Annotated in this window: 24 protein-coding genes; 3 read left to right on the plus strand and 21 right to left on the minus strand. The window is 71.1% G+C overall.

Features of this window, described 5'->3' with window-relative positions; translation table 11 throughout:
• Positions 1-24: 24 nt before the first annotated feature.
• Positions 25-1,284: a deoxyguanosinetriphosphate triphosphohydrolase gene (locus tag RH864_RS10310; RefSeq protein ID WP_310517482.1), complete on the minus strand. Its 1,260-nt coding sequence runs from the start codon at positions 1,282-1,284 to the stop codon at positions 25-27.
• 49 nt (positions 1,285-1,333) lie between these two features.
• Positions 1,334-2,503 carry a tRNA dihydrouridine synthase DusB gene (gene dusB / locus RH864_RS10315; RefSeq protein WP_310517456.1) on the minus strand — a complete coding sequence of 390 codons (1,170 nt, stop codon included), beginning with the start codon at positions 2,501-2,503 and terminating at the stop codon, positions 1,334-1,336.
• 94 nt (positions 2,504-2,597) lie between these two features.
• Here dusB and RH864_RS10320 point away from each other — a divergent pair, with 94 nt between their 5' ends.
• Positions 2,598-3,080, plus strand: a complete 483-nt coding sequence (locus RH864_RS10320) for an aminoacyl-tRNA deacylase (RefSeq protein ID WP_310517483.1) — start codon at positions 2,598-2,600, stop codon at positions 3,078-3,080.
• A gap of 107 nt (positions 3,081-3,187) precedes the next feature.
• Here RH864_RS10320 and RH864_RS10325 read toward each other — a convergent pair whose 3' ends face one another.
• The 4 genes from RH864_RS10325 to recO form a co-directional block, all read right to left on the minus strand.
• A complete protein-coding gene (locus tag RH864_RS10325) occupies positions 3,188-3,370 on the minus strand; it encodes a hypothetical protein (protein WP_310517457.1) in 183 nt (60 codons plus the stop codon).
• Positions 3,367-4,032: a DsbA family oxidoreductase gene (locus RH864_RS10330; protein ID WP_310517458.1), complete on the minus strand. Its 666-nt coding sequence runs from the start codon at positions 4,030-4,032 to the stop codon at positions 3,367-3,369. The genes RH864_RS10325 and RH864_RS10330 overlap by 4 nt, the downstream gene beginning before the upstream one ends.
• Positions 4,033-4,296: 264 nt before the next feature.
• On the minus strand, positions 4,297-5,109 hold the full coding sequence (locus RH864_RS10335; protein WP_310517459.1) for an isoprenyl transferase: 813 nt from the start codon (positions 5,107-5,109) through the stop codon (positions 4,297-4,299).
• Positions 5,106-5,843: a DNA repair protein RecO gene (gene recO / locus RH864_RS10340; protein WP_310517460.1), complete on the minus strand. Its 738-nt coding sequence runs from the start codon at positions 5,841-5,843 to the stop codon at positions 5,106-5,108. Before recO ends, RH864_RS10335 begins: the two co-directional genes overlap by 4 nt.
• A 243-nt stretch (positions 5,844-6,086) precedes the next feature.
• Here recO and RH864_RS10345 point away from each other — a divergent pair, with 243 nt between their 5' ends.
• A complete protein-coding gene (locus tag RH864_RS10345) occupies positions 6,087-6,746 on the plus strand; it encodes a trimeric intracellular cation channel family protein (protein ID WP_310517484.1) in 660 nt (219 codons plus the stop codon).
• Between the two features lie 42 nt (positions 6,747-6,788).
• Here RH864_RS10345 and leuA read toward each other — a convergent pair whose 3' ends face one another.
• The 13 genes from leuA to hrcA all read right to left on the minus strand — a co-directional run bounded on the left by leuA (position 6,789) and on the right by hrcA (position 20,320).
• Complete coding sequence (gene leuA, locus RH864_RS10350; protein WP_310517461.1) at positions 6,789-8,564, minus strand: 2-isopropylmalate synthase; 1,776 nt, start codon at positions 8,562-8,564, stop codon at positions 6,789-6,791.
• 168 nt (positions 8,565-8,732) lie between these two features.
• Entirely contained in the window at positions 8,733-10,130 is a 1,398-nt protein-coding gene (locus tag RH864_RS10355; protein WP_310517462.1) for an ABC transporter permease, read from the minus strand.
• Positions 10,130-10,891 (minus strand): ABC transporter ATP-binding protein, encoded by a 762-nt coding sequence (locus tag RH864_RS10360; RefSeq protein ID WP_310517463.1) that lies wholly within the window; start codon positions 10,889-10,891, stop codon positions 10,130-10,132. Before RH864_RS10360 ends, RH864_RS10355 begins: the two co-directional genes overlap by 1 nt.
• 80 nt (positions 10,892-10,971) lie before the next feature.
• Positions 10,972-11,637 carry a response regulator transcription factor gene (locus RH864_RS10365; protein WP_310517464.1) on the minus strand — a complete coding sequence of 222 codons (666 nt, stop codon included), beginning with the start codon at positions 11,635-11,637 and terminating at the stop codon, positions 10,972-10,974.
• Positions 11,634-12,857: a sensor histidine kinase gene (locus tag RH864_RS10370; protein ID WP_310517465.1), complete on the minus strand. Its 1,224-nt coding sequence runs from the start codon at positions 12,855-12,857 to the stop codon at positions 11,634-11,636. Before RH864_RS10370 ends, RH864_RS10365 begins: the two co-directional genes overlap by 4 nt.
• Before the next feature lie 145 nt (positions 12,858-13,002).
• The gene (era, locus tag RH864_RS10375) at positions 13,003-13,905 is read right to left on the minus strand and encodes a GTPase Era (RefSeq protein WP_310517466.1); all 903 of its coding nucleotides are present in this window, start codon (positions 13,903-13,905) and stop codon (positions 13,003-13,005) included.
• Positions 13,902-15,272, minus strand: a complete 1,371-nt coding sequence (locus RH864_RS10380) for a hemolysin family protein (protein WP_310517467.1) — start codon at positions 15,270-15,272, stop codon at positions 13,902-13,904. Before RH864_RS10380 ends, era begins: the two co-directional genes overlap by 4 nt.
• A gap of 2 nt (positions 15,273-15,274) precedes the next feature.
• Positions 15,275-15,736, minus strand: coding sequence for an rRNA maturation RNase YbeY (ybeY, locus tag RH864_RS10385; protein ID WP_310517468.1), 462 nt, complete (start codon positions 15,734-15,736; stop codon positions 15,275-15,277).
• Between the two features lie 96 nt (positions 15,737-15,832).
• Entirely contained in the window at positions 15,833-16,849 is a 1,017-nt protein-coding gene (locus tag RH864_RS10390; protein WP_310517485.1) for a PhoH family protein, read from the minus strand.
• Positions 16,850-16,952: 103 nt separating this feature from the next.
• Positions 16,953-17,312: a histidine triad nucleotide-binding protein gene (locus RH864_RS10395; protein ID WP_310517469.1), complete on the minus strand. Its 360-nt coding sequence runs from the start codon at positions 17,310-17,312 to the stop codon at positions 16,953-16,955.
• A 23-nt stretch (positions 17,313-17,335) separates the two neighbouring features.
• Positions 17,336-18,070 carry a 16S rRNA (uracil(1498)-N(3))-methyltransferase gene (locus RH864_RS10400; RefSeq protein WP_310517470.1) on the minus strand — a complete coding sequence of 245 codons (735 nt, stop codon included), beginning with the start codon at positions 18,068-18,070 and terminating at the stop codon, positions 17,336-17,338.
• A gap of 65 nt (positions 18,071-18,135) precedes the next feature.
• Positions 18,136-19,236, minus strand: coding sequence for a molecular chaperone DnaJ (gene dnaJ / locus RH864_RS10405; RefSeq protein ID WP_310517471.1), 1,101 nt, complete (start codon positions 19,234-19,236; stop codon positions 18,136-18,138).
• 61 nt (positions 19,237-19,297) lie between these two features.
• Positions 19,298-20,320: a heat-inducible transcriptional repressor HrcA gene (gene hrcA / locus RH864_RS10410; RefSeq protein ID WP_310517472.1), complete on the minus strand. Its 1,023-nt coding sequence runs from the start codon at positions 20,318-20,320 to the stop codon at positions 19,298-19,300.
• 170 nt (positions 20,321-20,490) lie between these two features.
• Between hrcA and RH864_RS10415 the strand changes: the two genes are divergently transcribed.
• Positions 20,491-20,949, plus strand: a complete 459-nt coding sequence (locus tag RH864_RS10415; protein WP_310517473.1) for a DUF4870 domain-containing protein — start codon at positions 20,491-20,493, stop codon at positions 20,947-20,949.
• 73 nt (positions 20,950-21,022) lie between these two features.
• On the opposite strand, the gene hemW is transcribed toward RH864_RS10415, so the two are convergent.
• Positions 21,023-22,270, minus strand: coding sequence for a radical SAM family heme chaperone HemW (gene hemW, locus RH864_RS10420; protein WP_310517474.1), 1,248 nt, complete (start codon positions 22,268-22,270; stop codon positions 21,023-21,025).
• 1 nt (position 22,271) lies between these two features.
• On the minus strand, positions 22,272-22,910 hold the full coding sequence (locus tag RH864_RS10425) for a DUF1990 family protein (RefSeq protein WP_310517475.1): 639 nt from the start codon (positions 22,908-22,910) through the stop codon (positions 22,272-22,274).
• Positions 22,911-23,144 lie beyond the last annotated feature (234 nt).

The following is a 23,144-nucleotide window of genomic DNA, read 5'->3' on the forward strand; positions in this document are numbered from 1 at the left end:
AGCCTGGGGCACAGCCTCGCGACCTCACCCGACCAGCCGATCGTGCCACGCGAGCGCGGACTGGTCGGTGAGGCTCGCGACCTGGTCGACGACGACGCGTGTGCGGCCTGCGTCGTCGGCGGCGTTCCGCCAGTCTTCGGCGAAGCCGGGGTCGAGGTCGGCGTCGCCGGTGGCGAGCAGGGCGTCGGCGAGCTCGGTGAGCACGTCGCGCTGCTGCTGGTAGATGGGCTGCCGGGTGTTGTGGCTCATGACGAAGGTCGCGACGATGCCTTTCAGCACGGCGATCTCGGCCTGGATGCTCCGGGGCACGACGACGTCCGCATCGAACCGGATCAGGGTCGCGAGGGGGAACGCCGAGCGGGTCGCTTCGGTCGCGGCGTGCGCGAACCGCCCGATGAGCTGGCTGGTGAGGTTCTTGAGCTTCGCCTGGTCGCGCCGGCTGCCGTCCCACGAGTCGATCCAGACGTCGAGGGAGTCGAGGCGATCGAACGCCGCCATGAGCTCGTCGTCGGGGATCGCTCCGCCGATCCATTCGGACATGGAGGCGACGAGCTCGTCGTGGTCGACGCGCGCGCCGAGCGCCGCGACGTCGATGGAGCCGTTGACGACGGCGTCTTCGAAGTCGTGCACCGAGTACGCGATGTCGTCGGAGAGATCCATGACCTGCGCTTCGATGCAGAGCCGGCGCGCGGGCGCGCCCGCGCGCAACCACCGGAACACGTCGACGTCGTCCGCGTAGAACCCGAACTTCTGCCGGCCGGAGGGGTCGGCCACGCCGCTCGCTTCGGGCCACGGGTATTTGCAGCTCGCGTCGAGGCTCGCGCGCGTGAGGTTGAGCCCGTAGCTGCGCCCGTCGGGCCCGAAGACCTTGGGCTCGAGCCGGGTGAGCAGGCGCAGCGTCTGCGCATTGCCCTCGAAGCCGCCGATGTCGGCGGCCCACGCGTTCAGGGCTTTCTCGCCGTTGTGCCCGAAGGGCGGGTGGCCGAGGTCGTGGGCGAGGCACGCGGTGTCGACCACGTCGGGGTCGAGCGCGAGGTTGGTCGCGAGCTCTCGCCCGATCTGCGCGACCTCGAGCGAGTGCGTGAGCCGGTTGCGGGCGAAGTCGAGGCCGGCGGTCGGGCTGAGCACCTGCGTCTTCGCCGCGAGCCGGCGGAGGGCGCTCGAGTGCAGCAGGCGCGCGCGGTCGCGCGCGAAGTCGCTGCGCCGGGAGGAGTGGTCCTCCGGCAGCCGGCGTTCGACGTCGGCGTCGCCGTATCCGCCGAAGAGCGGTGTGCCGCCGAACAGGGCGTCGGCGCCGGCGAGTCGCTCGCGGCCGAGGAATCCTTCGCGCACGTCAGCCGCCGCTCGTGTCGAGCTCGGCGTCGACGAGGGTCACCCGATCGTGCCCGGCGAGCTCTTGGGACTCGAGCCACTTGTCGGGCAGCGCGGGCTGCTTCGGCGTGCCGGCACGGCCACGCGGGCCCTCCGCGCCCTCGCCCGGATAGGGCATCGACCAGTCGAGGGTCGCGAGCAGCTCGTCGAGTGCGGCGAGCGACTCGACGGTCGCGAGCTTCGCGCGGAGCTCGCCACCGACGGGGTAGCCCTTGAAGTACCAGGCCACGTGCTTGCGGATGTCTCGGCAGCCGCGCTCCTCGCTGTCGAAGAACTCGGTGAGCAGTTCGGCGTGACGCCGGAACGTGCGCGCGACCTCGCCGAGGCTCGGCTCGTATTTGGCGGATGCTGCGGTGGACGACTCTCCCTTGAACGCCGCCGCGAGGTCGCCGAAGAGCCACGGCCGCCCGAGGCATCCGCGCCCGACGACGACGCCGTCGCAGCCGGTCTCGGCGACCATGCGCAGCGCATCGTCGGACGACCAGATGTCGCCGTTGCCGAGCACCGGCACGCTCGTCACGGTCTCTTTGAGTTTCGCGATGGCCGACCAGTCGGCCTGGCCCGAGTAGAACTCGGCCGCGGTGCGTGCGTGCAGCGCGACGGACGCGACGCCGGCGCCCTCGGCGATGCGCCCGGCCTCGAGGTAGGTGAGGTGGTCGGCGTCGATGCCCTTGCGCATCTTGATGGTCAGCGGCACGTCGCCCGCGGCCTTGACGGCGCCCTCGACGATGTCGCGGAAGAGCCCGCTCTTCCACGGAAGCGCCGCACCGCCGCCCTTTCGGGTGACCTTGGGCACGGGGCATCCGAAATTGAGGTCGATGTGGTCGGCCCGGTCTTCGGCGACGAGCATGGTGACCGCTTCGGCGACGGTCTTCGGGTCGACGCCGTAGAGCTGGATCGACCGCAGCGTCTCGGACTCGTGATGCGTGATGAGTCGCATGGACTCGGGCGTGCGCTCGACGAGCGCGCGGCTCGTGATCATCTCGCTGACGTAGAGGCCGGCGCCGAACTCGCGGCACAGCCGCCGGAAGGCGGTGTTGGTGATGCCGGCCATCGGTGCGAGCACGACGGGGACGTCGAGTTCGATCCCGCCGATCGTGAGCGGGCCGGGGGTGGCGGTGGTGAGTGACATCGGGTCCGATTCTCCCAGATTTCGCGCGGGCTCCCGGCAGAGCGCCGCTCGGGTGTGCGTAGGATGCGACCAGGTGCGACCTGTGGAGGACGAGATGACGGATGCGGCGGCGACTGGCGTCGAGCGGGTGCGGGCGGATGCCACGGCACGCGGCCTCGACATCGAGATCATCGAACGCCCGGCCGCGAAGAGCCTCGACGAGGCCGCGAGTCTGCTCGGCATCTCCCCCGGCGACATCGTGAAGTCGCTCGTCGTGAAGCGCAGCGACGACACCTACGTCTTCGCGCTCGTCCCCGGCGGCCGCAAGATCAGCTGGCCGAAGCTCCGCGCGCTGCTCGGCGTCAACAAACTCCAGTTGCCGGATGCCTCACTCGCACTCGCGGCGACCGGCTACGAGCGCGGCACCATCACGCCGCTCGGCTCGACCACCGCCTGGCCCGTCGTCGCCGACGAGACCATCGCGGGCCGCCGCGTCTCGATGGGCGCCGGCGAGCACGGCCACAGCCTCTTCGTCGACGCCGACGCCCTGATCGGCGCCTTCGGCGCCACCGTCGCCGACATCACCGACCCCGAGTAGCCCCGCCTGCTGGCTCGCGTGGGAGGTCGTTCTGCGCGTTGGAGGACCGAATGAACCGACCTCCGACGCGAAATCCGACCTCCATCGCGATGGTGGCGGCTGGAGGGTCAGGCGAGCGGTTGGGCGCCGGGCACGAAGCAGACGTCGTCGGTGCAGACCATGGCGGCGGGGTCGCCGGTCACCATGGTGAACGGCGTCGCCGTCGGAGCGGCGGGAGCCGAGGCATCCGTCACCGGCGGGGCATCCGTCACCGGCGAGGCATCCGTCACCGGCTCGGCCGACGCGGTCACGCGGCGCTCCCCTCGCGCTCGCCCGCGACCTGCGCGATGGCCTGGCTGAAGACGTCGGCGGGCTGCGCGCCCGAGATGCCGTACTTGCCGTCGAGCACGAAGAACGGGACGCCCTGGATGCCGTAGTTCCGCGCCTGCGCGATGTCGGCCTGCACGTCGTCGGCGTAGCGGCTCGACTCGAGCGCCTCGCGGGCGGCGGCGCCGTCGAGGCCGAGCTCCTCGGCGAACGCGACGAGCTGGTCGATGCGGTTCACCCGGCCTCCCTCGACGAAGTACGCCTTGAGCAGACGCTCCTTCATGTCGAGCTGCTTCCCATGCGCCTTGGCGAAGTGCAGCAGCTCGTGCGCTTTCAGCGTCTTCGTGTGCGCGACGAGCTCGAAGTGGTAGTCGAGTCCGGCCTTCGCGGCGACGCCCGTCACGTGCTGCAGCATCTGCTCGACCTGCTCGACGGGCATGCCCTTGACGCGCGACAGGTACTCGACGGTCGAGCCCTCGAAGTCGAGCGGGGTGTCGGGCGACAGCTCGAACGAGTGGTATTCGATCTCGACCTCGGGGGCGTCATCGCCCAGCGCGGCGAGCCCCGCCTCGAGGTGCCGCTTGCCGATGTAGCACCACGGGCACGCGATGTCGGACCAGATGTCGATTTTGATCGGTGAAGTCACACTGCATGCAACGCGGATACCACCTGCCCGCATTCCCACGTGCGTGCCGCGCCACTTCTGACGAACCGCGCCACGCACGACCGTCACACGTGGCGCGATCGGTGCCAGAGGGAGCAGTCGGCGCGAGTTGGCGCAGTCGGCGCGAGGTGGCGCGGGTGGCGCGAGGTGGCGCGGTCGCCGCCCGAGGTGGCGCGGTCGGCGAGAAGTGGCGCAGCCGCCGCGAGACCGCGCCGCGCACGCGCGGTGGACGTCAGCCGGCCCCGATCAGGTGGCCGCAGCGCCGGGCGCGTCGACCGCGCCGCCGAAGCGGCGGTTGCGGCTCGCGTACAGCTCGATCGCGCGCCAGAGGTCGACGCGCGAGAAATCCGGCCAGAGCGTGTCGAGGAACACCATCTCGGCGTACGCCGACTGCCAGAGCAGGAAGTTCGACGTGCGCTGCTCGCCCGAGCTGCGCACGAACAGGTCGACATCGGGCAGTTCGGGCACATAGAGGTTGCGCCCGATGAGCTTCTCCGACACCGCGGACGGCCGCACCCTCCCCGCCGCGACGTCGTCCGCGATGCGACGCACCGCGTCGACGAGCTCATTGCGCCCGCCGTAGTTCACGCACATGGTCAACGTGAGCGTGTCGTTGCCGGCCGTGAGCCGTTCGGCGTACTGCAGCTCCTCGATGACCGACTTCCACAGCCGCGGCTTGCGCCCCGCCCAGCGGATGCGCACGCCCCACTCGTTCAGCTGGTCGCGCCGACGGTGCAGCACGTCACGGTTGTAGCCCATCAGGAACCGCACCTCGTCAGGGCTGCGCTTCCAGTTCTCGGTCGAGAACGCGTACACCGAGAGATGCTTCACGCCGATCTGCACCGCGCCTGCGACGACGTCGAGCAAGGCCGCCTCACCCGCTTTGTGCCCCTCGATGCGAGTGAGCCCGCGGCGGTTCGCCCACCGGCCGTTGCCGTCCATGACGACCGCGACGTGCTCGGGCACGGCACCCTTCGGCAGCGCGGGCGGGTAGAGCCCGGTCCAGTCAAGCGGGCGGTAGGGCACCGCATCCTTGTGCGTGTACGGCTTGGGGCTCACGTCGATGCGGACTCTCTCGTCACGTGCGACAGCGAACGGAGTCCCCGCTCGAGATGCCACTGGGTGTAGGCGGCGACGATGCCGCTCGCCTGATTGCGGTCACGATCGGGCGCCTGCTCCGCGTGCGCCCAGTCGCCCGTGAGCAGGGCACCGAGCAGACCGATGGTCGACCGGTCGATGCGCGGCGAACCGGGCGGTGCGCAGGCGTCGCACACGATGCCGCCGAGCTGCACGATCACCGCGGTGTGCTCGCCCTCGCGGCCGCACCGCGCGCAGTCATGGAAGCTCGGCGCCCATCCCGCGAGCGCGAGCGAACGGAGCAGGTACGAGTCGAGCGTCAGCCCCGGGCCGTGCTCACGGCGCGAGAGCGAACGCAGCGCGCCCACGAGGAGCAGGTACTGCTGCAGCGACCCCTCGGCCTCGGTCACCCGGTCGGCGGTCTCGACCATCGCGTTCGCCGCGGTGTAGGCCGCGTAGTCCTGCGAGATCTCGGCGCCGTACGAGCCGAGCGACTCGGCCTGCGTGATCACGTCGAGCGTGCGACCCTCGTAGAGCTGCAGGTCGGCGACCATGAACGGCTCGAGCCGCGCACCGAACTTCGACGCCGTGCGGCGGACCCCCTTCGCGACCGCGCGCACCTTGCCGTGCCGTCTGGTCAGCAGTGTGACGATGCGGTCGGCCTCACCCAGCTTGTGGGTGCGCAGCACGACGGCTTCATCTCGGTAGACGGGCACCCCTCGATTCTCCCATCCCCCGCCGACGGTCGCGGCGCACGGCGCGGGTCGGTCGCGACGCTCCCCGATCCGACCCGGCGAGAGCGCCATCCTGGTCGTCGACCGGCCCTCGAAGCGACCAAGATCGCACTCTCAGCGGGGAATCTGGTGAGCAGGCGCGCAGCGCAGCGGCGGGCGGATGCCTCGGCGGCACGCTCGCGCAATGACCCGCCCGAGGCATCCGCTCGTGATTCACTGGCTGGCGTGGACGCCGCCCTCTTCACCATCCCGCTCTGGCTGGACCTCACCGCGGTCGCGGTGGGCGCCGTGCAGGGCGCGATGTTCTCGGCGCGGCTCACGGAACGACGGATCGACCTGCTGGGCATCGCGCTCATCGGCATCATCGTCGGCCTCGGCGGCGGTCTGCTCCGCGATCTGCTGTTGAACCAGCTGCCGGCGGCGATGTCGAGCAACTGGTACCTGCCGATCGCGACCGCCGCAGCGCTGCTCGGCATGCTGCTGCTGCGCGTGTTCACCCGGCTGAACGGCCTCATCATCGCGCTCGACGCGATCACGATCGGGCTCTTCGGCGCCATCGGCACCTCGAAGGCGCTCGCGGCGGGCGTGCCCGTGATCCCCGCGATCTTCGTGGGCGTGGTCTCGGCGGTCGGCGGATCCATCCTGCGGGACGTCGCGCTCAACCTGCCGATCGCGCTCATGCACGTCGGCTCGCTCTACGCGGTCGCCGCGACCGCGGGCACCGTGCTGCTCGTCGCACTGTCGGCGGTCGGCGTCCCGCTGATCTGGGCCGCCGTCGCGTGCGTGGTCGTCACGACGCTCACGCGCCTCGGCTCGGTGCGCTACGGCTGGAGCCTGCCCGAGCAGCGTGCGCTCGGGAGCTGGCCGAGGTGGCGGCGGCGCTGACCGCCGACACCCCGGCACCCGATGTTCAGACGAGCACGGCGCTCAGACGAGCACGGCCTGACGCCCGGCGCCCGCCGAGCTCGACGCGCGCAGCGCGCGGTTCACGGCCGAGACGACGGCCTTCAGCGACGCGGTCGAGATGTCGGCGTCGATGCCCACGCCCCACAGCACGCGGCCGTCGACCTCGAGCTCGACGTACGCCGCGGCCTGCGCCTCGCCGCTCGCCGCGAGCGTGTGCTCGACGTAGTCGCGCAGCTCGACGTCGACCCCCTCGGAGCTCAGCACGTTGAGGAAGGCCGAGATCGGTCCGTTGCCGTTCGCGTCGCGTTCGACGCGCTCGTCGTGGTCGCGGAGCCCGACGTGCACGTGCACGATGCCGTCGAGCGCGCTCTCGGTGCGCAGGGCGAGCAGTTCGAACCGGCCCCACTTCTCGTCGGGACGGTGCTCGGGTGCCGGCAGGTACTCGTCGGTGAAGATGCCCCAGATCTGATCGCTGGTGACCTCGCCGCCCTCGCTGTCGGTCTTGGCCTGCACGACGCCCGAGAACTCGATCTGCAGCTTGCGCGGCAGGTCGAGTGCGTGGTCCGTCTTCAGCAGGTAGGCCACGCCGCCCTTGCCGGACTGCGAGTTCACGCGGATCACGGCCTCGTAGGACCGGCCCAGATCGCGCGGATCGACGGGCAGGTACGGGACCGCCCACTCGAGGTCGTCGACCGCGACCCCGGTCGCCTCGGACTTCGCGGCCATGGCCTCGAAGCCCTTCTTGATGGCGTCCTGGTGCGAGCCGCTGAAGGCGGTGTAGACCAGGTCGCCGGCCCAGGGGCTGCGCTCGTGCACCGGCAGCTGATTGCAGTACTCGGCGGTGCGCTTGATCTCGTCGAGGTTCGAGAAGTCGATCTGCGGGTCGACGCCCTGCGTGAACAGGTTGATGCCGAGCGCGACCAGGTCGACGTTGCCCGTGCGCTCGCCGTTGCCGAAGAGGCACCCCTCGATGCGGTCGGCGCCCGCCAGGTAGCCGAGCTCGGCCGCCGCGACAGCGGTGCCGCGGTCGTTGTGCGGGTGCAGCGACAGGATCACGTTCTCGCGGTGGACGAGGTGCCGGCTCATCCACTCGATCGAGTCGGCGTAGACGTTCGGCGTGGCCATCTCGACCGTCGCGGGCAGGTTGATGATCACCTTGCGCTCGGGCGTCGGCTCGAAGATCTCGATGACCTGGTTGCACACGTCGACCGCGAACTCGAGCTCGGTGCCCGTGTACGACTCGGGTGAGTACTCGTAGTAGACGGTCGTGCCCGGCACGGTCGTCTCCATCTCGCGGCACTTCCGCGCCCCGTGCAGCGCCAGGTCGATGATGCCCTGGCGGTCGGTGCGGAAGACCACCTCGCGCTGCAGCACGCTCGTCGAGTTGTACAGGTGCACGACGGCCTGCTTGGCGCCGCGGATCGACTCGTAGGTGCGCTCGATGAGGTGGTCGCGCGCCTGCGTCAGGACCTGGATCGTGACGTCCGCGGGGATCGCGTCCTCTTCGATCAGGCTGCGCACGAAGTCGAAGTCGGTCTGCGACGCCGACGGGAAGCCGACCTCGATCTCCTTGTAGCCCATCTTCACGAGCAGGTCGAACATGATGCGCTTGCGCTCGGGGCTCATCGGGTCGATGAGCGCCTGGTTGCCGTCGCGGAGGTCGACCGCGCACCAGCGCGGTGCGACCTCGATGCGCTTCGACGGCCACGTGCGGTCGGGCAGGTCGACGCGGATCTGCTCGTGGAACGGCCGATACCGGTGGACCGGCATCGAGGACGGCTGCTGGGTGTTCTTCATGAGGTGTGCTCTTCTCGCTTCGTTGGATTCAGCCGACGACGAACTCCGCAGCGAGGGAGGCCTGAGAACTAGGACTCGCTGCGGCAGCTAAGGAGAAGAAGCCCGCGGAACACCGTCTCAGGGTACCACCGTCGCGCGTACACCGCGCACACCCGCGTCGTGCTCCGCTCAGTCGGTCGCGAGCGCGACCACGGGCGAGACGCGCATGGCGCGTCGCGCAGGGCCGATGGATGCCACGAGCGTGAGCAGTGCCGCCGCCACCGCGAGGATGCCGAACATGGCCCACGGCACGCCAGGAAGCACGAGACCGGGCTCGGCGAGCGTGGTCCCGAGGAGCGATTGCGCACCGGCCCAGCCGTAGACGAACCCGAGCACGAGCCCCGCGAGCGTCGCAGAGACCGTGAGCGCCGCCGCCTCGGCCACGATCATCCAGCGCAGCTGCGCCCGATCGAATCCGAGCGCACGCAGCAGCCCGAGCTCGCGCGTGCGCTGCAGCACGCTCAGTGAGAGCGTGTTGACGAGGCCGAGCGCCGCGATGAGGGCGCTGAACCCGATGAGCACGCTGAACACCGCGATGGTCACGTTCAGCATCTCGTCGATCCCGAGATAGACGTCGGGTCGTTGCTCCTGCGCGGTGAGGATCAGCGCCCGGTAGGACTCCATCGTGACCGAGAACGTCGTGACGAGCGTGACCCCGATCACGAGGCCGATCGTCATGCGCGAGCTCCGCTCGGGGTGCCGCACCGCGTTCTCGGCGGCGAGCCGGGCGGCGGGCGAGGCGCCGAGCAGCCGTCCGACGAGCCTGAGCACGGGCGGCATGACGACCTGAGCGGCGAGCACGATCCCGGTGAACGACACGATCCCGCCGATCATGGCTACGAACACGCCGAGCGGCATGACGAGGCCGAGCACGACGCCCCCGGCCAGCAGCGCGGTACCGGACACGACGAGCACGAGCGCCGTGACGTGACGCCCGCGACGGCGGACGATCTCCTCGCGGTCGTGCTCGGTCGCCGCGCCGATCGCCTGCGCGGGGCGCACCGACAGCACCCGCCGGGAACCCACCCACGACGCGAGCCAGGTGGTCAGCACCACGGCGACCGCCGGCAGCACGACCACGGCGTTGACGAAGTCGTAGGCGGTCTCCGGCATGAGTCCTGTCGCGACCGCGACGCGCTGCAGTCCGAACGCGACGGCGGTGCCGAGCACGATGCCGAGCGCGGCGCCGGCGAGCCCGACGAGCAGGCCCTCCTTCGCGATCCGGGCGCGCTCGGCCTGCGCACTCGAGCCGATCAGCCGGAGCAGGGCGATGAGCCTCGTGCGGCCCGCGACGACGGTCGCGACCGTGTTCGCGGTCACGATCGCGCTCACGTAGATCGCGATCACGATGAAGACGCCGGCGACGATCATGAGCATGATCGCCACGGTGTCGCTGGTGCCGGTGACGTCGTCGGCGGCGATCGCGGCCGCGAGCAGGCCGGTGACGTGCAGGAGCATCACGCCGAACGTTCCGGCGAGCGTCGCGACGAGCAGCGTCGGCCACTGGTCCTGGAGTCGGGTGCGCATCAGGACGCCGCCTCCATCGACAGCATGAACGCCGAGATCTCCTCGGCCGTCGAGCGGCCGGCGTCGCGGACGATCCGGCCGTCGGCCAGGAACAGGATGCGGTCGGCGTGGCTCGCCGCCACGGGGTCGTGGGTGACCATCGCGATCGACTGACCGCCGCCGGCGCTCGCGGACGCGAGCAGTCCGAGCACTTCGCGGCCCGTGCGCGAGTCGAGGTTGCCGGTGGGCTCGTCGGCGAACACGAGGTCCGGGCGGGTCGCGAGGGCGCGCGCGATCGCCACGCGCTGCTGCTGGCCGCCCGACAGCTCGTGCGGCCGGTGCGTGAGGCGGGAGCGGAGACCGAGCGAGTCGAAGAGCTCGTCGATCCAGGACTGCTCGTCGCGCGTCGGCTTCCGGCCGTCGAGCTCGAACGGGAGCAGCACGTTCGCGCGGACGTCGAGCGTCGGCACGAGGTTGAAGGACTGGAAGATGAACCCGATGCGCCGCCGCCGGAGCACCGTGAGCGCCGAGTCCGAGAGGCTGGTGATCTCGGTGTCGCCGAGCCAGACCTGTCCGGAGGTCGGCGAGTCGAGGCCGGCCATGATGTGCATGAGCGTCGACTTCCCGGAACCCGACGGCCCCATGATCGCCGTGAACTCGCCGCGCCGGAGCCCGAGTGAGACGTCGTCGAGTGCGGTGACGGCGCCGGGACCTGCGCCGTAGCGTTTGCCGAGCGTCGTCACGCGCGCGATGAGGCCGAGGTCTGAGGGCTGGATCTGCATACTTCGACGTTACGAATCGGCCGCGATCCGAGGCATCCGGCCGTGGTCTGGTTCGCGGTCATCCTCGAGGATGACGCGCGCTACGCGGGGATCTCGTGCTCGTATGCGAACACGACGAGCTGCACCCGATCGCGGAGCCCGAGCTTCGCGAGGATGCGGCTCACGTGCGTCTTGACGGTCGCCTCGCTGAGGAACTCGGAGGCCGCGATCTCGCCGTTGGAGAGCCCCTTCGCCGCGAGCGCGAAGATCTCGCGCTCGCGGGCCGTGAGCTCGTCCCACGCCGCGGGCACGGCGCGTCGTCCGCTTCCGCGGCCCACATGCGCGAACAGCTCGCGGGTCGCGGTCGCCGCGAGCACCGCGTTGCCCTGATGCACCGTGCGGATCGCGGCGAGCAGGAAGTCCGGATCGGCGTCCTTCAGGACGAACCCGCTCGCCCCGGCGCGGATCGCGCGCGCGGCGTTCTCATCGAGGTCGAACGTCGTGAGGACGAGCACGCGCGGCGCGGCCCGTCCGGCGTGATCCGCCTCGGCGAGGATGCGTTCGGTGGCCTGGATGCCGTCCAGAAGCGGCATCCGCACGTCCATGAGGACGACGTCCGGCCGGGCGCGCGCGACGAGCGCGACGGCGGCCGCGCCGTCGCCCGCCTCGCCCGCGAACTCCAGGTCGGGCTGCGATTCGACGAGCATGCGGATTCCGGCGCGGAAGAGCGCCTGGTCGTCGACGAGTGCGACGCGGATGCGGCTCATGCGTTCCTTCCCGAGGGAGCGGTGGCTGGGGCGTCCGGGGCGGCCGCGGTCGCCGGGATCTCGGCGACGAGCCGGAACCGCTCGCCCGCGACGTCGGCGTGCAGCGTGCCGCCGGTGAGCTGGGCCCGCTCGCGCATGCCCGGGATGCCATGCCGGTGACCGGATGCCTCGCGCACGGCGCCGGCCCGCATCACGTTGACGATCTCGACGCGCACGCCGCGTGCATTCCAGGAGAACGAGAGCTCGACGGGCGCGTCGCGATCGCCGTGCCTGAGCGCGTTCGTGAGCCCCTCCTGCACGATCCGGTACACCGCGATCTGGTGGCCGGTGCCGAGCGTCACGCGCTCCCCCGCCTCGGCGAACCGCACGTCGAGGCCCGCGGCTCTCACCTGCGCGAGCAGCTCGTCGAGGTCGTCGAGCACGGGTTGCGGGGCGCCGCCCTCGGCATGGCGCAGCTCGGTGAGCAGCAGCCTGACATCGCCAAGCGCACCGCGCGCGACGCCCGCGATCGTGCCGAGCGCCTCGACCGCGGTCCCGGGACGCGTCGCCGCCGCGAATCGCGCGCCATCGGCCTGCGCGATGACCACCGCGAGCGAGTGCGCCACCACGTCGTGCATGTCGCGCGCGATCCGGTTGCGTTCCTGCTCGACCACGTAGCGGTACTCGACCAGCTCGCGTTCGCGGGTCGCGACCTCCTCGCGCCGGCGGATCTCGCGCGAGTCACGCACCGCCCGGACCAGCAACCCCGCCGTCCAGGCGAGCACCAGCACCGAGAGCGAGGCCACCAGCATGAAGGCGAACCACACGGTCAGGCTCAGCGCGTCCTGCTGGGTGGTGCCGAGCATCGAACTGCCGGTGAGCGGCTTGACCACCATGAGGTACACGGTCGCGACCAGCGCACCGACCCCGGCGGAGCCGAGACCGAGCCACTTCAGCACGCGGCCGCCGTGCGCGGCGGTCGAGTAGAGGACGCCGAGCACCGCGGTGTCGTAGAGCTGCAGGTCGCGGAGCGCGAGCATCTGCACGAGCGCGGCGAACCAGGCGACGCCGAGCGACCAGCCCGGTGCGAGCCGCCGCACCGCGAGCGCGCCCGTGAACAGCGCGAGCGCGGCGACGTCGAAGCCGTTGCCGAGCAGCGCGAACGGCAGGCACACGAGTGCGAACAGCACCGCGAGCACCACGTCGGTCACGAGGCGGCCTCGGCTGAGTCGGGTGGTCACCGATCCACCGTACGCGCGCGGCGCGGCCGAACCGCGCCGGCGGAGCCGGAATCATCCGCTGGATGTAGGCCCGGACGCGACCGGCGCACGCGACGCGACCGGCGCACGCGACGCGACCGGCGCACGCGACGCCGGAGCGCCGCGCTCAGAAGCCGAGCCGCCCGAGCTGCTTCGGATCGCGCTGCCAGTCCTTCGCGACCTTCACGTGCAGCGCGAGATAGACCTTGCGGCCGAGCAGTGCCTCGATCTGCGCGCGCGCCGTCGCCCCGACCTCGCGCAGGCGCGAGCCGCCCTTGCCGATGATGATGCCCTTCTGGCTGTCGCGCTCGACGAAGAGGTTCGCGTACACCTCGACCAGATCTTTGTCGTCGCGCTCGATGAGGTCGTCGACGGTGACCGCGATCGAGTGCGGCAGCTCGTCGGACACGCCCTCGAGCGCGGCTTCGCGCACGTATTCGGCGATGCGCTCCGTGACGTCCTCGTCGGTGAGGGTCTCAGCCGGGTACAGCGGATGCGTCGCCTCGGGCATGAGCTTCAGCAGCTCGGTCACGAGCACGTCGAGCTGCTCGCCGCGCGGCGCCGAGACCGGGATGATCGCGGCCCACTCGCGCAGCTCGGACACCGCGAGCAGCTGCTCGGCGACCTTGGCCTTCGACGTGGCATCCGTCTTGGTGACGATCGCGACCTTCTTCGCGTGCGGATACTGATCGAGCTGCTCGTTGATGAACCGGTCGCCCGGGCCGATCGTCTCGTTGGCGGGCACGCAGAACGCGATCACGTCGACATCGCCGAGCGTGGTCTGCACGAGCGTGTTCAGCCGCTCGCCGAGCAGCGTGCGCGGGCGGTGCAGGCCCGGCGTGTCGACGAGGATCAGCTGGCCGTCCTCGCGGTGCACGATCCCGCGGATCGCGCGCCGCGTGGTCTGCGGCTTCGAGCTCGTGATGGCGACCTTCTCGCCCACGAGCGCGTTCGTGAGCGTGGACTTACCCACGTTCGGCCGGCCCACGAACGAGACGAACCCCGCCCGGTAGTCGCGATGATCGGTCATGCTCGATGCTCCACTTCAGTGCCGTTCTGGCGTTCGTCGCCCTGGTCTCGTGCGTCGCCCTGGTCGGGCACCGGCCCGGTGCCGCCGTCGAGCGCGGCCCGGGCGTCGATGAGTGCCTGATCGGGCCAGGCGAGGACGGTCGAGAGGCGTTTGCGGCGCCCCTCGGTGCGTTCGGCCTCGAGCAGGAGCCCGCTCACTGCGACGCGCTCGCCCGGCTGCGGCAACCGGCCGAGCTCCTTCGCGAACAGCCCGCCCACCGTGTCGACGTCTTCGTCCTCGAGCTCGAGGCCGAAGAGCTCACCGAACTCATCGATCGGCAGCCGCACGTTCACGCGGTACCGGCCGTCGTCGAGCGGCTCGACCTGGGCGGCCTCGCGGTCGTACTCGTCGGAGATGTCGCCCACGAGCTCCTCGATGAGGTCCTCGAGGGTCACCAGCCCGGCGATGCCGCCGTACTCGTCGACGACCATGGCCAGGTGGTTCGACTCGAGCTGCATCTGCCTGAGCAGTGCGTCGGCCTTCATCGAGTCGGGCACGAAGACCGCGGGCCGGACCAGCTCACCGACCGTGAGCCGCTCCGCGCCGAGCGGCTGCTCGAACGCGAGGCGCGCGAGATCCCGCAGGTAGAGGATGCCGCTCACGTCGTCGGCATCGCGGTCGATGACCGGGATCCGGGAGAAGCCCGCCTTCAGGAACAGCGCCATCGCCTGCGGCAGGTGCGCATCCGCCTCGATCGTGACCATGTCGGTGCGGGGCACCATGACCTCGCGGGCCACCGTGTCGTTGAACTCGAAAATGGAGTGGATCAGCTCGCGATCCTCGGCCTCGAGCACGTCGAGCTCGGCGGCCTCGTCGACGATGCTGAGCAGCTGCTCCTCGCTCGAGACCCCCGCGAACCTGATGCGCCCGGGCGTCACCCGGTTGCCGAGCGCGACCAGCGCACCCGCGATCGGGCCGAGCAGCACCCGCAGGAACCGCACGATGGGGGCCGACCAGCGCAGGACGGCGCGCGCGTGCGCGCGACCCACGCTGCGCGGGCTCGCGCCCACCAGGACGAACGACACCGCGGTCATGATGAGCGCCGACCAGAGCAGCACGTACCAGTCGTTCACGATGAACGCCGCGAACGCGAGCGTCACCAGCACCGCGGCCGTGGTCTCGGTCAGGATGCGGACGAAGTTCACCGCGTTCACGTGGGCGCCGGGGTCCTCGGCGATCGCGAGCAACGACCGGCGCGCCCGCGACACGAGCGCGAGATCGGTGACGTCAGCCCTCGACAGCACGCCGAGCGCGGAGTCGACGGCGGCCATGAGGCCGCCGAAGCTCACGAGCAGGAACGCGGCGACGAGGAACGGCCAGGGTTGCATCGTCAGCGGCGACGTTCCTGCATCGCGAACCCGACGAGGATGTCGCGCTGGATGCCGAACATCTCCTTCTCCTCGTGCGGCTCGGCGTGGTCGAAGCCGAGGAGGTGCAGCATGCCGTGCGCGGTGAGCATCTGGAGCTCGTCGAGCAGCGGGTGGCCCGCCTCCTTCGCCTGCGTCTCGGCGACCTGAGGGCAGAGCACGACGTCGCCGAGCAGGCCGGGCGGGGTCTGCCGGTCTTCGGTGCCGGGCCGGAGCTCGTCCATCGGGAAGCTCAGCACGTCGGTCGGTCCGGGCTCGTCCATCCACTGCACGTGCAGTTGCTCCATGGCGCCCTCGTCGACGAGGAGGATCGCGAGCTCGGCGTCGCGGTGCACGTGCATCGCATCGAGCGCGTACACCGCGAGTCGCTGCAACGCGGACTCGTCGACCTCGACGCCCGACTCGTTCGTGATCTCGATGCTCATGGGCGGCGGCTCTCCTGGCGGGTGCGCGGCTGGGTGGTGCGTGGCTGGGTCGTGCGCGGCTGGCTGGTGCGCGGCTGGCTGGGCATGGGCGCGGGCCTACTTCTTGGGCCGCGGCGGCTGGTGGTCACGCGGGGCCCGGCCGCGCCGCTCGGCACGGTTCGCGAACTCGCGGGCCTGATCGCGCTCGAACCGCTGCGCCTGCGTGCGCTGGTCGTACTCGGTGTACGCGTCGACGATGCGGCCCACGAGCGTGTGGCGCACGACGTCGTCGCTCGTGAGCGTCGAGAAGTGGATGTCGTCGATGCGGTCGAGGATTCGCGTCACGAGCCGCAGACCCGATGCGCCGCCCGGCAGGTCGATCTGGGTGACGTCGCCGGTCACGACCATCTTCGATCCGAACCCGAGCCGGGTGAGGAACATCTTCATCTGCTCGGGCGTCGTGTTCTGCGCCTCGTCGAGCACGACGAACGAGTCGTTCAGCGTGCGACCGCGCATGTACGCGAGCGGCGCGACCTCGACCGTGCCCGATGCGAGCAGCTTCGGCACGAGCTCGGGGTCCATCATCTCGTTGAGCGCGTCGTAGAGCGGCCGCAGGTACGGGTCGATCTTGTCGGTCAGCGTGCCCGGCAGGAAGCCGAGCCGCTCGCCGGCCTCGACGGCCGGCCGGGTGAGGATGATGCGGCTGACCTCTTTGCGCTGCAGCGCCTGCACGGCCTTGGCCATCGCGAGGTAGGTCTTGCCGGTGCCGGCCGGGCCGATGCCGAACACGATGGTGTGCTCGTCGATCGCGTCGACATACCGGCGCTGGCCTTCGGTCTTCGGCCGGATGGTCTTGCCCCGGCTGGACACGATGACCTGGCCGAGCATCTCGGAGGGGCGTGCGCCGGGATCCTGCTCGAGCATGCGCGCTGAGCTCCTGACTTCGGTGGGTGTGGGGTCCTGCCCCTGGCGGACGAGCTCGAGGAGCTCTTCGATGAGGCGGCGCACGCGGAGCCGGTCGGGCTCGTCGCCGCGGATGGCGATCTCGTTGCCACGGGCGTGCACGGTGACGCCGGGGTACTCGCGCTGGATGCTCGAGAGGAGCCGGTCTTGCGGGCCCAGCAGGCGGACCATCGCGATGCCGTCGATGGTCAGCCGCTCCTCGTCGCTCGCGCCGAGCGACCCGGCCCCGGCGGAGTCGAGCGATGCCGGGTCGGCCGCTGCCGGGTCGAGCGAGTCAGAGTCCGGCAAGCGACCCCTCCTCGAGACCGCCCGCGAGCACGTGCGCGTGCACGTGGAAGACGGTCTGCCCGGAGTTCGCCCCGGTGTTGAACACGAGCCGGAAGTCGCCGTCGCCCAGCTCCGCGGCGACGCCCCTGGCGACGTCGATGACCTCGGCGAGCAGCGCCGGGTCGCCCGCGGCGAGCTCGACGACATCGCGGTACTCGGCCGTCTTCGGCGTGACGACGACGTGCACGGGCGCCTTGGGGGCGATGTCGTGGAAGGCGATGACGCGGTCGGTCTCGGTCACGATCCGCGCCGGGATCTCGCGCGCTGCGATGCGTTCGAAGACGGTCGGTTCGCGGGTCTCGGTCATGGGTCCATCGTAGCGACGCATGGTCACCAGCGTCCGAGCGCGGCGGAGATCACCGCGATCGCCGCGGGACCCGCGGTCGAGGTGCGCAACACGGATGCCCCGAGGCGCACCGTTTCGGCGCCGGCGGCGGCCAGCGCGTCGAGCTCGGACGGCGCGATGCCGCCCTCGGGCCCGACGACGAGGGCGAGATCGCGACCGTCGAACGTGAGGGCGCTCAGCGCGGTCTCCGCGGTCGGCTCGAGCACGAGCAGCCGGGAGCCCTCGAGTCGCTCGGGCAGGCGCGCGGTCGCGGTGACGTCGTCGACCCCGGGCAGCCAGGCCCTGATCGACTGCTTCGACGCCTCGCGCGCGATCGTCGCCCACCGCTGCCGGCCTTTGGCGGCCTTCGGTCCCTCCCATCGCGACACCGAACGTGCCGCGGCCCACGGCACGATGCGATCCACGCCGAGCTCGGTCGCCGCCTGCACCGCGAGCTCGTCGCGGTCGCCCTTCGCGAGGGCCTGCACGAGCGCGATGGCGGGCGCGGCGGGCGCGGCGGCGAGCACCTCGCCGACCGCGAGGCGCAGCTCCTTCGGTGCGGTCGCGACGACCTCGCCGCGCACGATCGTGCCGCGACCGTCGCCGATCGCGAGCCGTTCGCCGACCCGGACCCGGGCGACCGAGACCGCGTGCCTCGCCTCGTCGCCGGTCAGCTCGACCGTGTCGCCGGCCTCGAGCCCACGGAGCTCCAGCGTCTCGTCGAAGTACAGGCTGCTCATGGCGTCACCTCGCTCCTTCGCTCACCACAGTCGTCGAGTCATCCGCCGGTCGTCACCCAGCGCACTCAGCTCAGGAACCGGTCGCGCAACCGCGCGAACAGACCCTGCTGGAAGTGGCTCAGCTCAGGCGCCTTCGTCTTGTGCGATGCGGCGAGCTGCTCGACGAGTTTGCGCTCCTTGCCCGAGAGCTTGGTCGGGGTGAGCACCTGGACGCCGACCTTCAGGTCGCCGCGGCCGCCACCGCGGAGCCGCCCGACGCCGCGGTCCTTGATCGTGAGCACCTCGCCCGCCTGCGTGCCGGGCTTGATCTCGAGCGACACGTCGCCGTCGAGTGCGGGCAGCGTCGCGGTCGTGCCCAGGATCGCGTCGGTCATGGCGACCTCGAGCGTGCACAGCAGGTCGTCGCCGTTGCGGCTGAACACGTCGTGGGTCTTGACCTTGATCTCGAGGTAGAGGTCGCCGTTGGGCCCGCCCGCGGGTCCGGCCTCCCCCGAGCCCGGCATCTGCAGCCGAAGCCCCGTGTCGACGCCCGCGGGGATGTCGACGGGCACCGTGCGGCGCGCACGCACCCGGCCCTGGCCCTGGCAGGTCACGCAGGGGGTCGCGATGACGGTGCCGTACCCGCGGCAGGTCCCGCAGGGGGTCGACGTCATGACGTTGCCGAGCAGCGAGCGGACCGAGCGCTGGATCGACCCCGTGCCGTGGCAGATGTCGCACGTCACGGGCGCGGTGCCCGGCTGGCAGCACGAGCCGTTGCAGGTCTCGCACACGACCGCCGTGTCGAGCTCGAGCTCGCGATGCGTGCCGAAGATGACCTCGTCGAGCCCGACCTCGACTCGGATGAGCGCGTCCTGGCCGCGCTCGCGGCGCGAACGCGGGCCCCTCGTCTGCTGCCCGGCTCCGAAGAACGTCTCGAAGATGTCGCCGAAGCCGCCGAACCCCTGGCCGCCGAACGCCCCCTGGCCGCCGCCGTGGTCGTACTGCTCACGCTGGCGGGGGTCGCTGAGCACGTCGTAGGCGTGCGTGACCTGCTTGAAGCGCTCCGACGCGTCGGCGCCGGGGTTCACGTCGGGGTGCAGCTCACGCGCCAGCCGGCGATACGCCTTCTTGATCTCGTCTTGGGTGGCGTCACGGGCGACGCCGAGCACCTCGTAGTGGTCTGCCACGGCAGGGGTGGTTCCTTTCGATCTGGTCCTCGGGTCACGCGAGCCGCCGGCCCGCGCGAAGTCAATGCTCGCCGAGCGCGCGCGAGAGGTAACGCGCGACGGCGCGGACGGACGCCATGCTCGCCGAATAGTCCATGCGGGTCGGGCCGACGATGCCGAGCCTCGACACGTCACGGCCCGGCACCGAGAAGGCCGTCGAGACGACCGAGGTCTCGCCGAGCCCGTACGGCGCGTTCTCGCGTCCTATGCGCACGGCGACGCGGTGCGGGTCGGCCGCCATCTCGCTGAACAGCCGGAGCAGCACGACCTGCTCCTCGATCGCCTCGATCACGCCGAGGATCGAGCCCGAGAAGTCCTGCTCGGTGCGGACGAGATTCGCCGCTCCGGCGACGACCAGGCGCTCGGTGCGCTGCGTCCCCGCCTGCTCGGCGAGCGTCGCGGCGAGCGTCGCCAGCACGTCGGCATGGCGGGGGTCGGCGCCGTCGAGCTCGCGCGAGAGCGCGGTCGCCGCATCCGCGAGGGTCAAGCCGGCGGCGACCTGGTTGAGCCGGAGGCGCAACGAGTCGAGGGTCACGGCATCGACGTCCTCGCCGAGCTCGACGAGTCGCTGCTCGACCTGGCCCGAGTCGGAGATCACGATGCAGAGCACGCGCGACGGCGGCAGCTGCACGAGCTCCACATGCCGCACGCGTGAGCTCGTGAAGGTCGGCACCTGGACGACGGCGAGCTGGTTGGTGAGCTGCGCGACCAGGCGGACGGTGCGCGCGAGCAGCTCGTCGAGGTCGTTCGCCTCGCCGAGGAAGGTCTCGATCGCGTGACGCTGTGCGGGCGTGAGCGGGCGGACGTCGCTCAGCTGATCGACGAAGACCCGGTAGCCCTTGTCGGTGGGGATCCGGCCGGACGACGTGTGCGGTGCGGCAATCAGCTCTTCCTCTTCGAGCAGCGCCATGTCGTTGCGGATCGTCGCCGCCGACACCCCGAACGCGTGTCGCTCGACGATCGACTTCGACCCGACGGGCTCGCGGGACGCCACGTAGTCCTGCACGATCGCGCGCAGCACGGCCAGTCCGCGTTCCGAGACCATCGACCCCTCACCTTCGCGCCCTTGGCACTCCACACGTATGAGTGCTAATAATACGCGACTTCCCCGGCCGGCGGCCCGGTGCGCCGCGCCGAGCGGGCTCTTCCGTGCGACCGGGCAGGTCTGAGAACATGGCGACGATACCGTGTACCGGGCACGATGAAGGAGACACCATGTCCGACTTGCCACCGCCCCCGCCTCCGCCTCCCGGACCGCCCGCGGGACCGCCGCCCGGACCGCCCAACGGGCCGCCGCCGTCGGCGCCGCCGCCCGGTGGCGGCGCCTACCAGCCCCAGCAGAACCCGCAGATGAGCCCGGCCGACGAGAAGCTGTGGGCGACGCTCGTCCACATCGGCGGGATCTTCTTCGGATTCATCCCGGCGCTGATCGGCTATCTCGTGCTGAAGGACCGCGGGCCGTTCGTACGTGCCCACACCGCGACCGCCCTGAACTTCCAGATCACGATGACGATCGCCGCGGTCGTGAGCGCGATCCTCTGGGTCGTCATCATCGGCATCTTCATCTCGATCGCGATCTGGGTGCTCGTGATCGTGTTCAGCATCATCGCGGCGGTGAAGGCCAACCAGGGTCAGCCGTACACCTACCCGCTCACGATCAAGTTCGTGAGCTGATCGCGCGCGTTCAGTCATCACCATCACGAACGCCCCCGGCGGCCGCGTGCCGGCCCGGGGGCGTTCGTCGGTCTCAGGCGACGGGTTCGAGCAGGCGGCGCACGACGGCGTCGGCCAGGAGCCGCCCGCGCCGGGTGAGCACGACACGTCCGGCGAGCGCGTCTCGCGCGTCCACGAGCTCGTCCGCGATGAGACTCGCGACCGCACGGTGCACGTCATCGCGGGGTGCGCCGCGTCCGAGCGAGTCGATCGCGAGCCCCTCGCGGATGCGCGAGGTGAGCAGGACATGCTCGGTGCGGCGCGCGCCGTCGTCGAGCGTCTCCCGGCCCGCGGCCGGCGAGACGCCGCTCGTGAGGCGCTCGGCATAGGCGGCCGGGTGCTTCACGTTCCACCACCGCACGCCGCCGACGTGGCTGTGCGCGCCCGGACCGACGCCCCACCAGTCGTCGCCCCGCCAGTAGCCGAGGTTGTGCCGGGACCGCTGCGCGTCGCTCCTGGCCCAGTTGCTCACCTCGTACCAGTCGTACCCCGCCTCGGCGAGGATGTCGTCGGCGAGCTCGTACATCTCGGCCGCGAGGTCGTCGGATGGCTCGGCGATCTCGCCCCGGCGCATACGGCGTGCGAGCTTGGTGCCGTCTTCGACGATGAGCGCGTACGCGCTGACGTGGTCGGGTGCCTGCGCGACGACCTCGTCGACGCTCCGGCGCCAGTCGTCGAGCGACTCCCCCGGCGTGGCGTAGATCAGGTCGAGGCTCACGTCGAGGCCCGCGTCGCGGGCCCAGCGGACGACGAGCGGCACGCGTGCCGGGTCGTGGGTGCGGTCGAGGGTCGCGAGCACGTGCGGCACCGCCGACTGCATGCCGAACGACACCCGGGTGAAGCCCGCGTCGGCGAGCCGCTGCAGGTCGTCGGGACCGACCGAGTCGGGGTTGGCCTCCGTCGTGATCTCGGCGCCCGGTTCGATGCCGAACTCGTCGCGCACGGCGTCGAGCATGGCTATGAGATCGTGCGCCGGCAGCAGGGTGGGCGTGCCGCCGCCGAAGAACACGGTCGCCGCCGGGCGGGACGGCAGGCCGGATGCCTCGAGCACGCCGCGGGCCATCCGGACCTCCGCGATCGCGTGACCGGCGTAGTCGGCGCTGTTCGTGCCGCGCAGCTCGCCCGCGGTGTACGTGTTGAAGTCGCAGTAGCCGCAGCGCACCCGGCAGAACGGCACGTGCAGGTAGACGCCGAACGCGCGTTCGCCGGCGCCGTCCCGCGCCGAGGCGGGCAGCCGGCCGTCGGCCGGAGCGGGATCTCCGAGCGGAAGGGGGCCGGCCACGTCAGCTCGGGAACGCGGGGTGCAGCGCGCGGAGCTGCTGCTTCGTGAGCTCACGCCGGCGACGACGTTGCAGCGGCGCCGTGAGACGGCGGGCGCCACCCGCGGGCTCGAGGATCGAACGCACCGTGAGCCAGACCGTGTCGTCGTCGCGGCGTTCCAGGATGAACGACTCCTCACCCGCCTCCGGCGCATCGCCCGCCGTGCCGTAGGCGAATCCGATGCGGTCGGGCTCGTCGATGACGTAGACGACGAGCACGGGCACCGCGTGGCGGCCGCTGCGGAGCGTGGCCGTCATGCCTGCGGTGATGAACGGTGTGCCGTCGGCCGCGAAGCGCGGCTCGGTGCGCTGTGCCGGCTGCGCCGAGAGCGGTGAGCCCTCGGGGTCGAACGCGAGCCCCGAGTACTGGGCGCCCGTGCCCGGTGAGACGTCGGTCACCGTGAATCCGGACCCCTGCTGCACGCCCCACGTCATCAGCTGCTCAGCAGCGCGCTCGAACCGTTCCGAGCCGGAGCCGAGCTTCACGCGATCCTCCGCCGGCCGGAACCCCGCCGGCGGGTATCGCAGGAAGTCGGGGTCGAGCGTCGCGCCGATGGCCCCGTAGGTCACGGATTGGTCGGTGAAGGTACTGCGACGAGACATCCGCTCAGTTTACGTCGTGGCCGCCCGGCCGCCCACCCTGGCGACGCCCGGCGGACTCGCGTCGCAGCTCATCGCGGTCCCGAATACAGGTGGGGGTGCGGGTGCGGAAGCAGGTGGAGTCTTTGCTTCGGGTGTTCGAACGCGTGGCGGCGCGGACGCAGGCGAAGTCAGCGGTCCCGGTTGTGGGGTGAAGCGGGCTTTGCCGCCGAGTCGTGGGGTTTGGTCGGGGTCGAG

Origin of the sequence: Agromyces aerolatus, assembly GCF_031432255.1 — a bacterium.
Taxonomy (GTDB): Bacteria; Actinomycetota; Actinomycetes; order Actinomycetales; family Microbacteriaceae; genus Agromyces.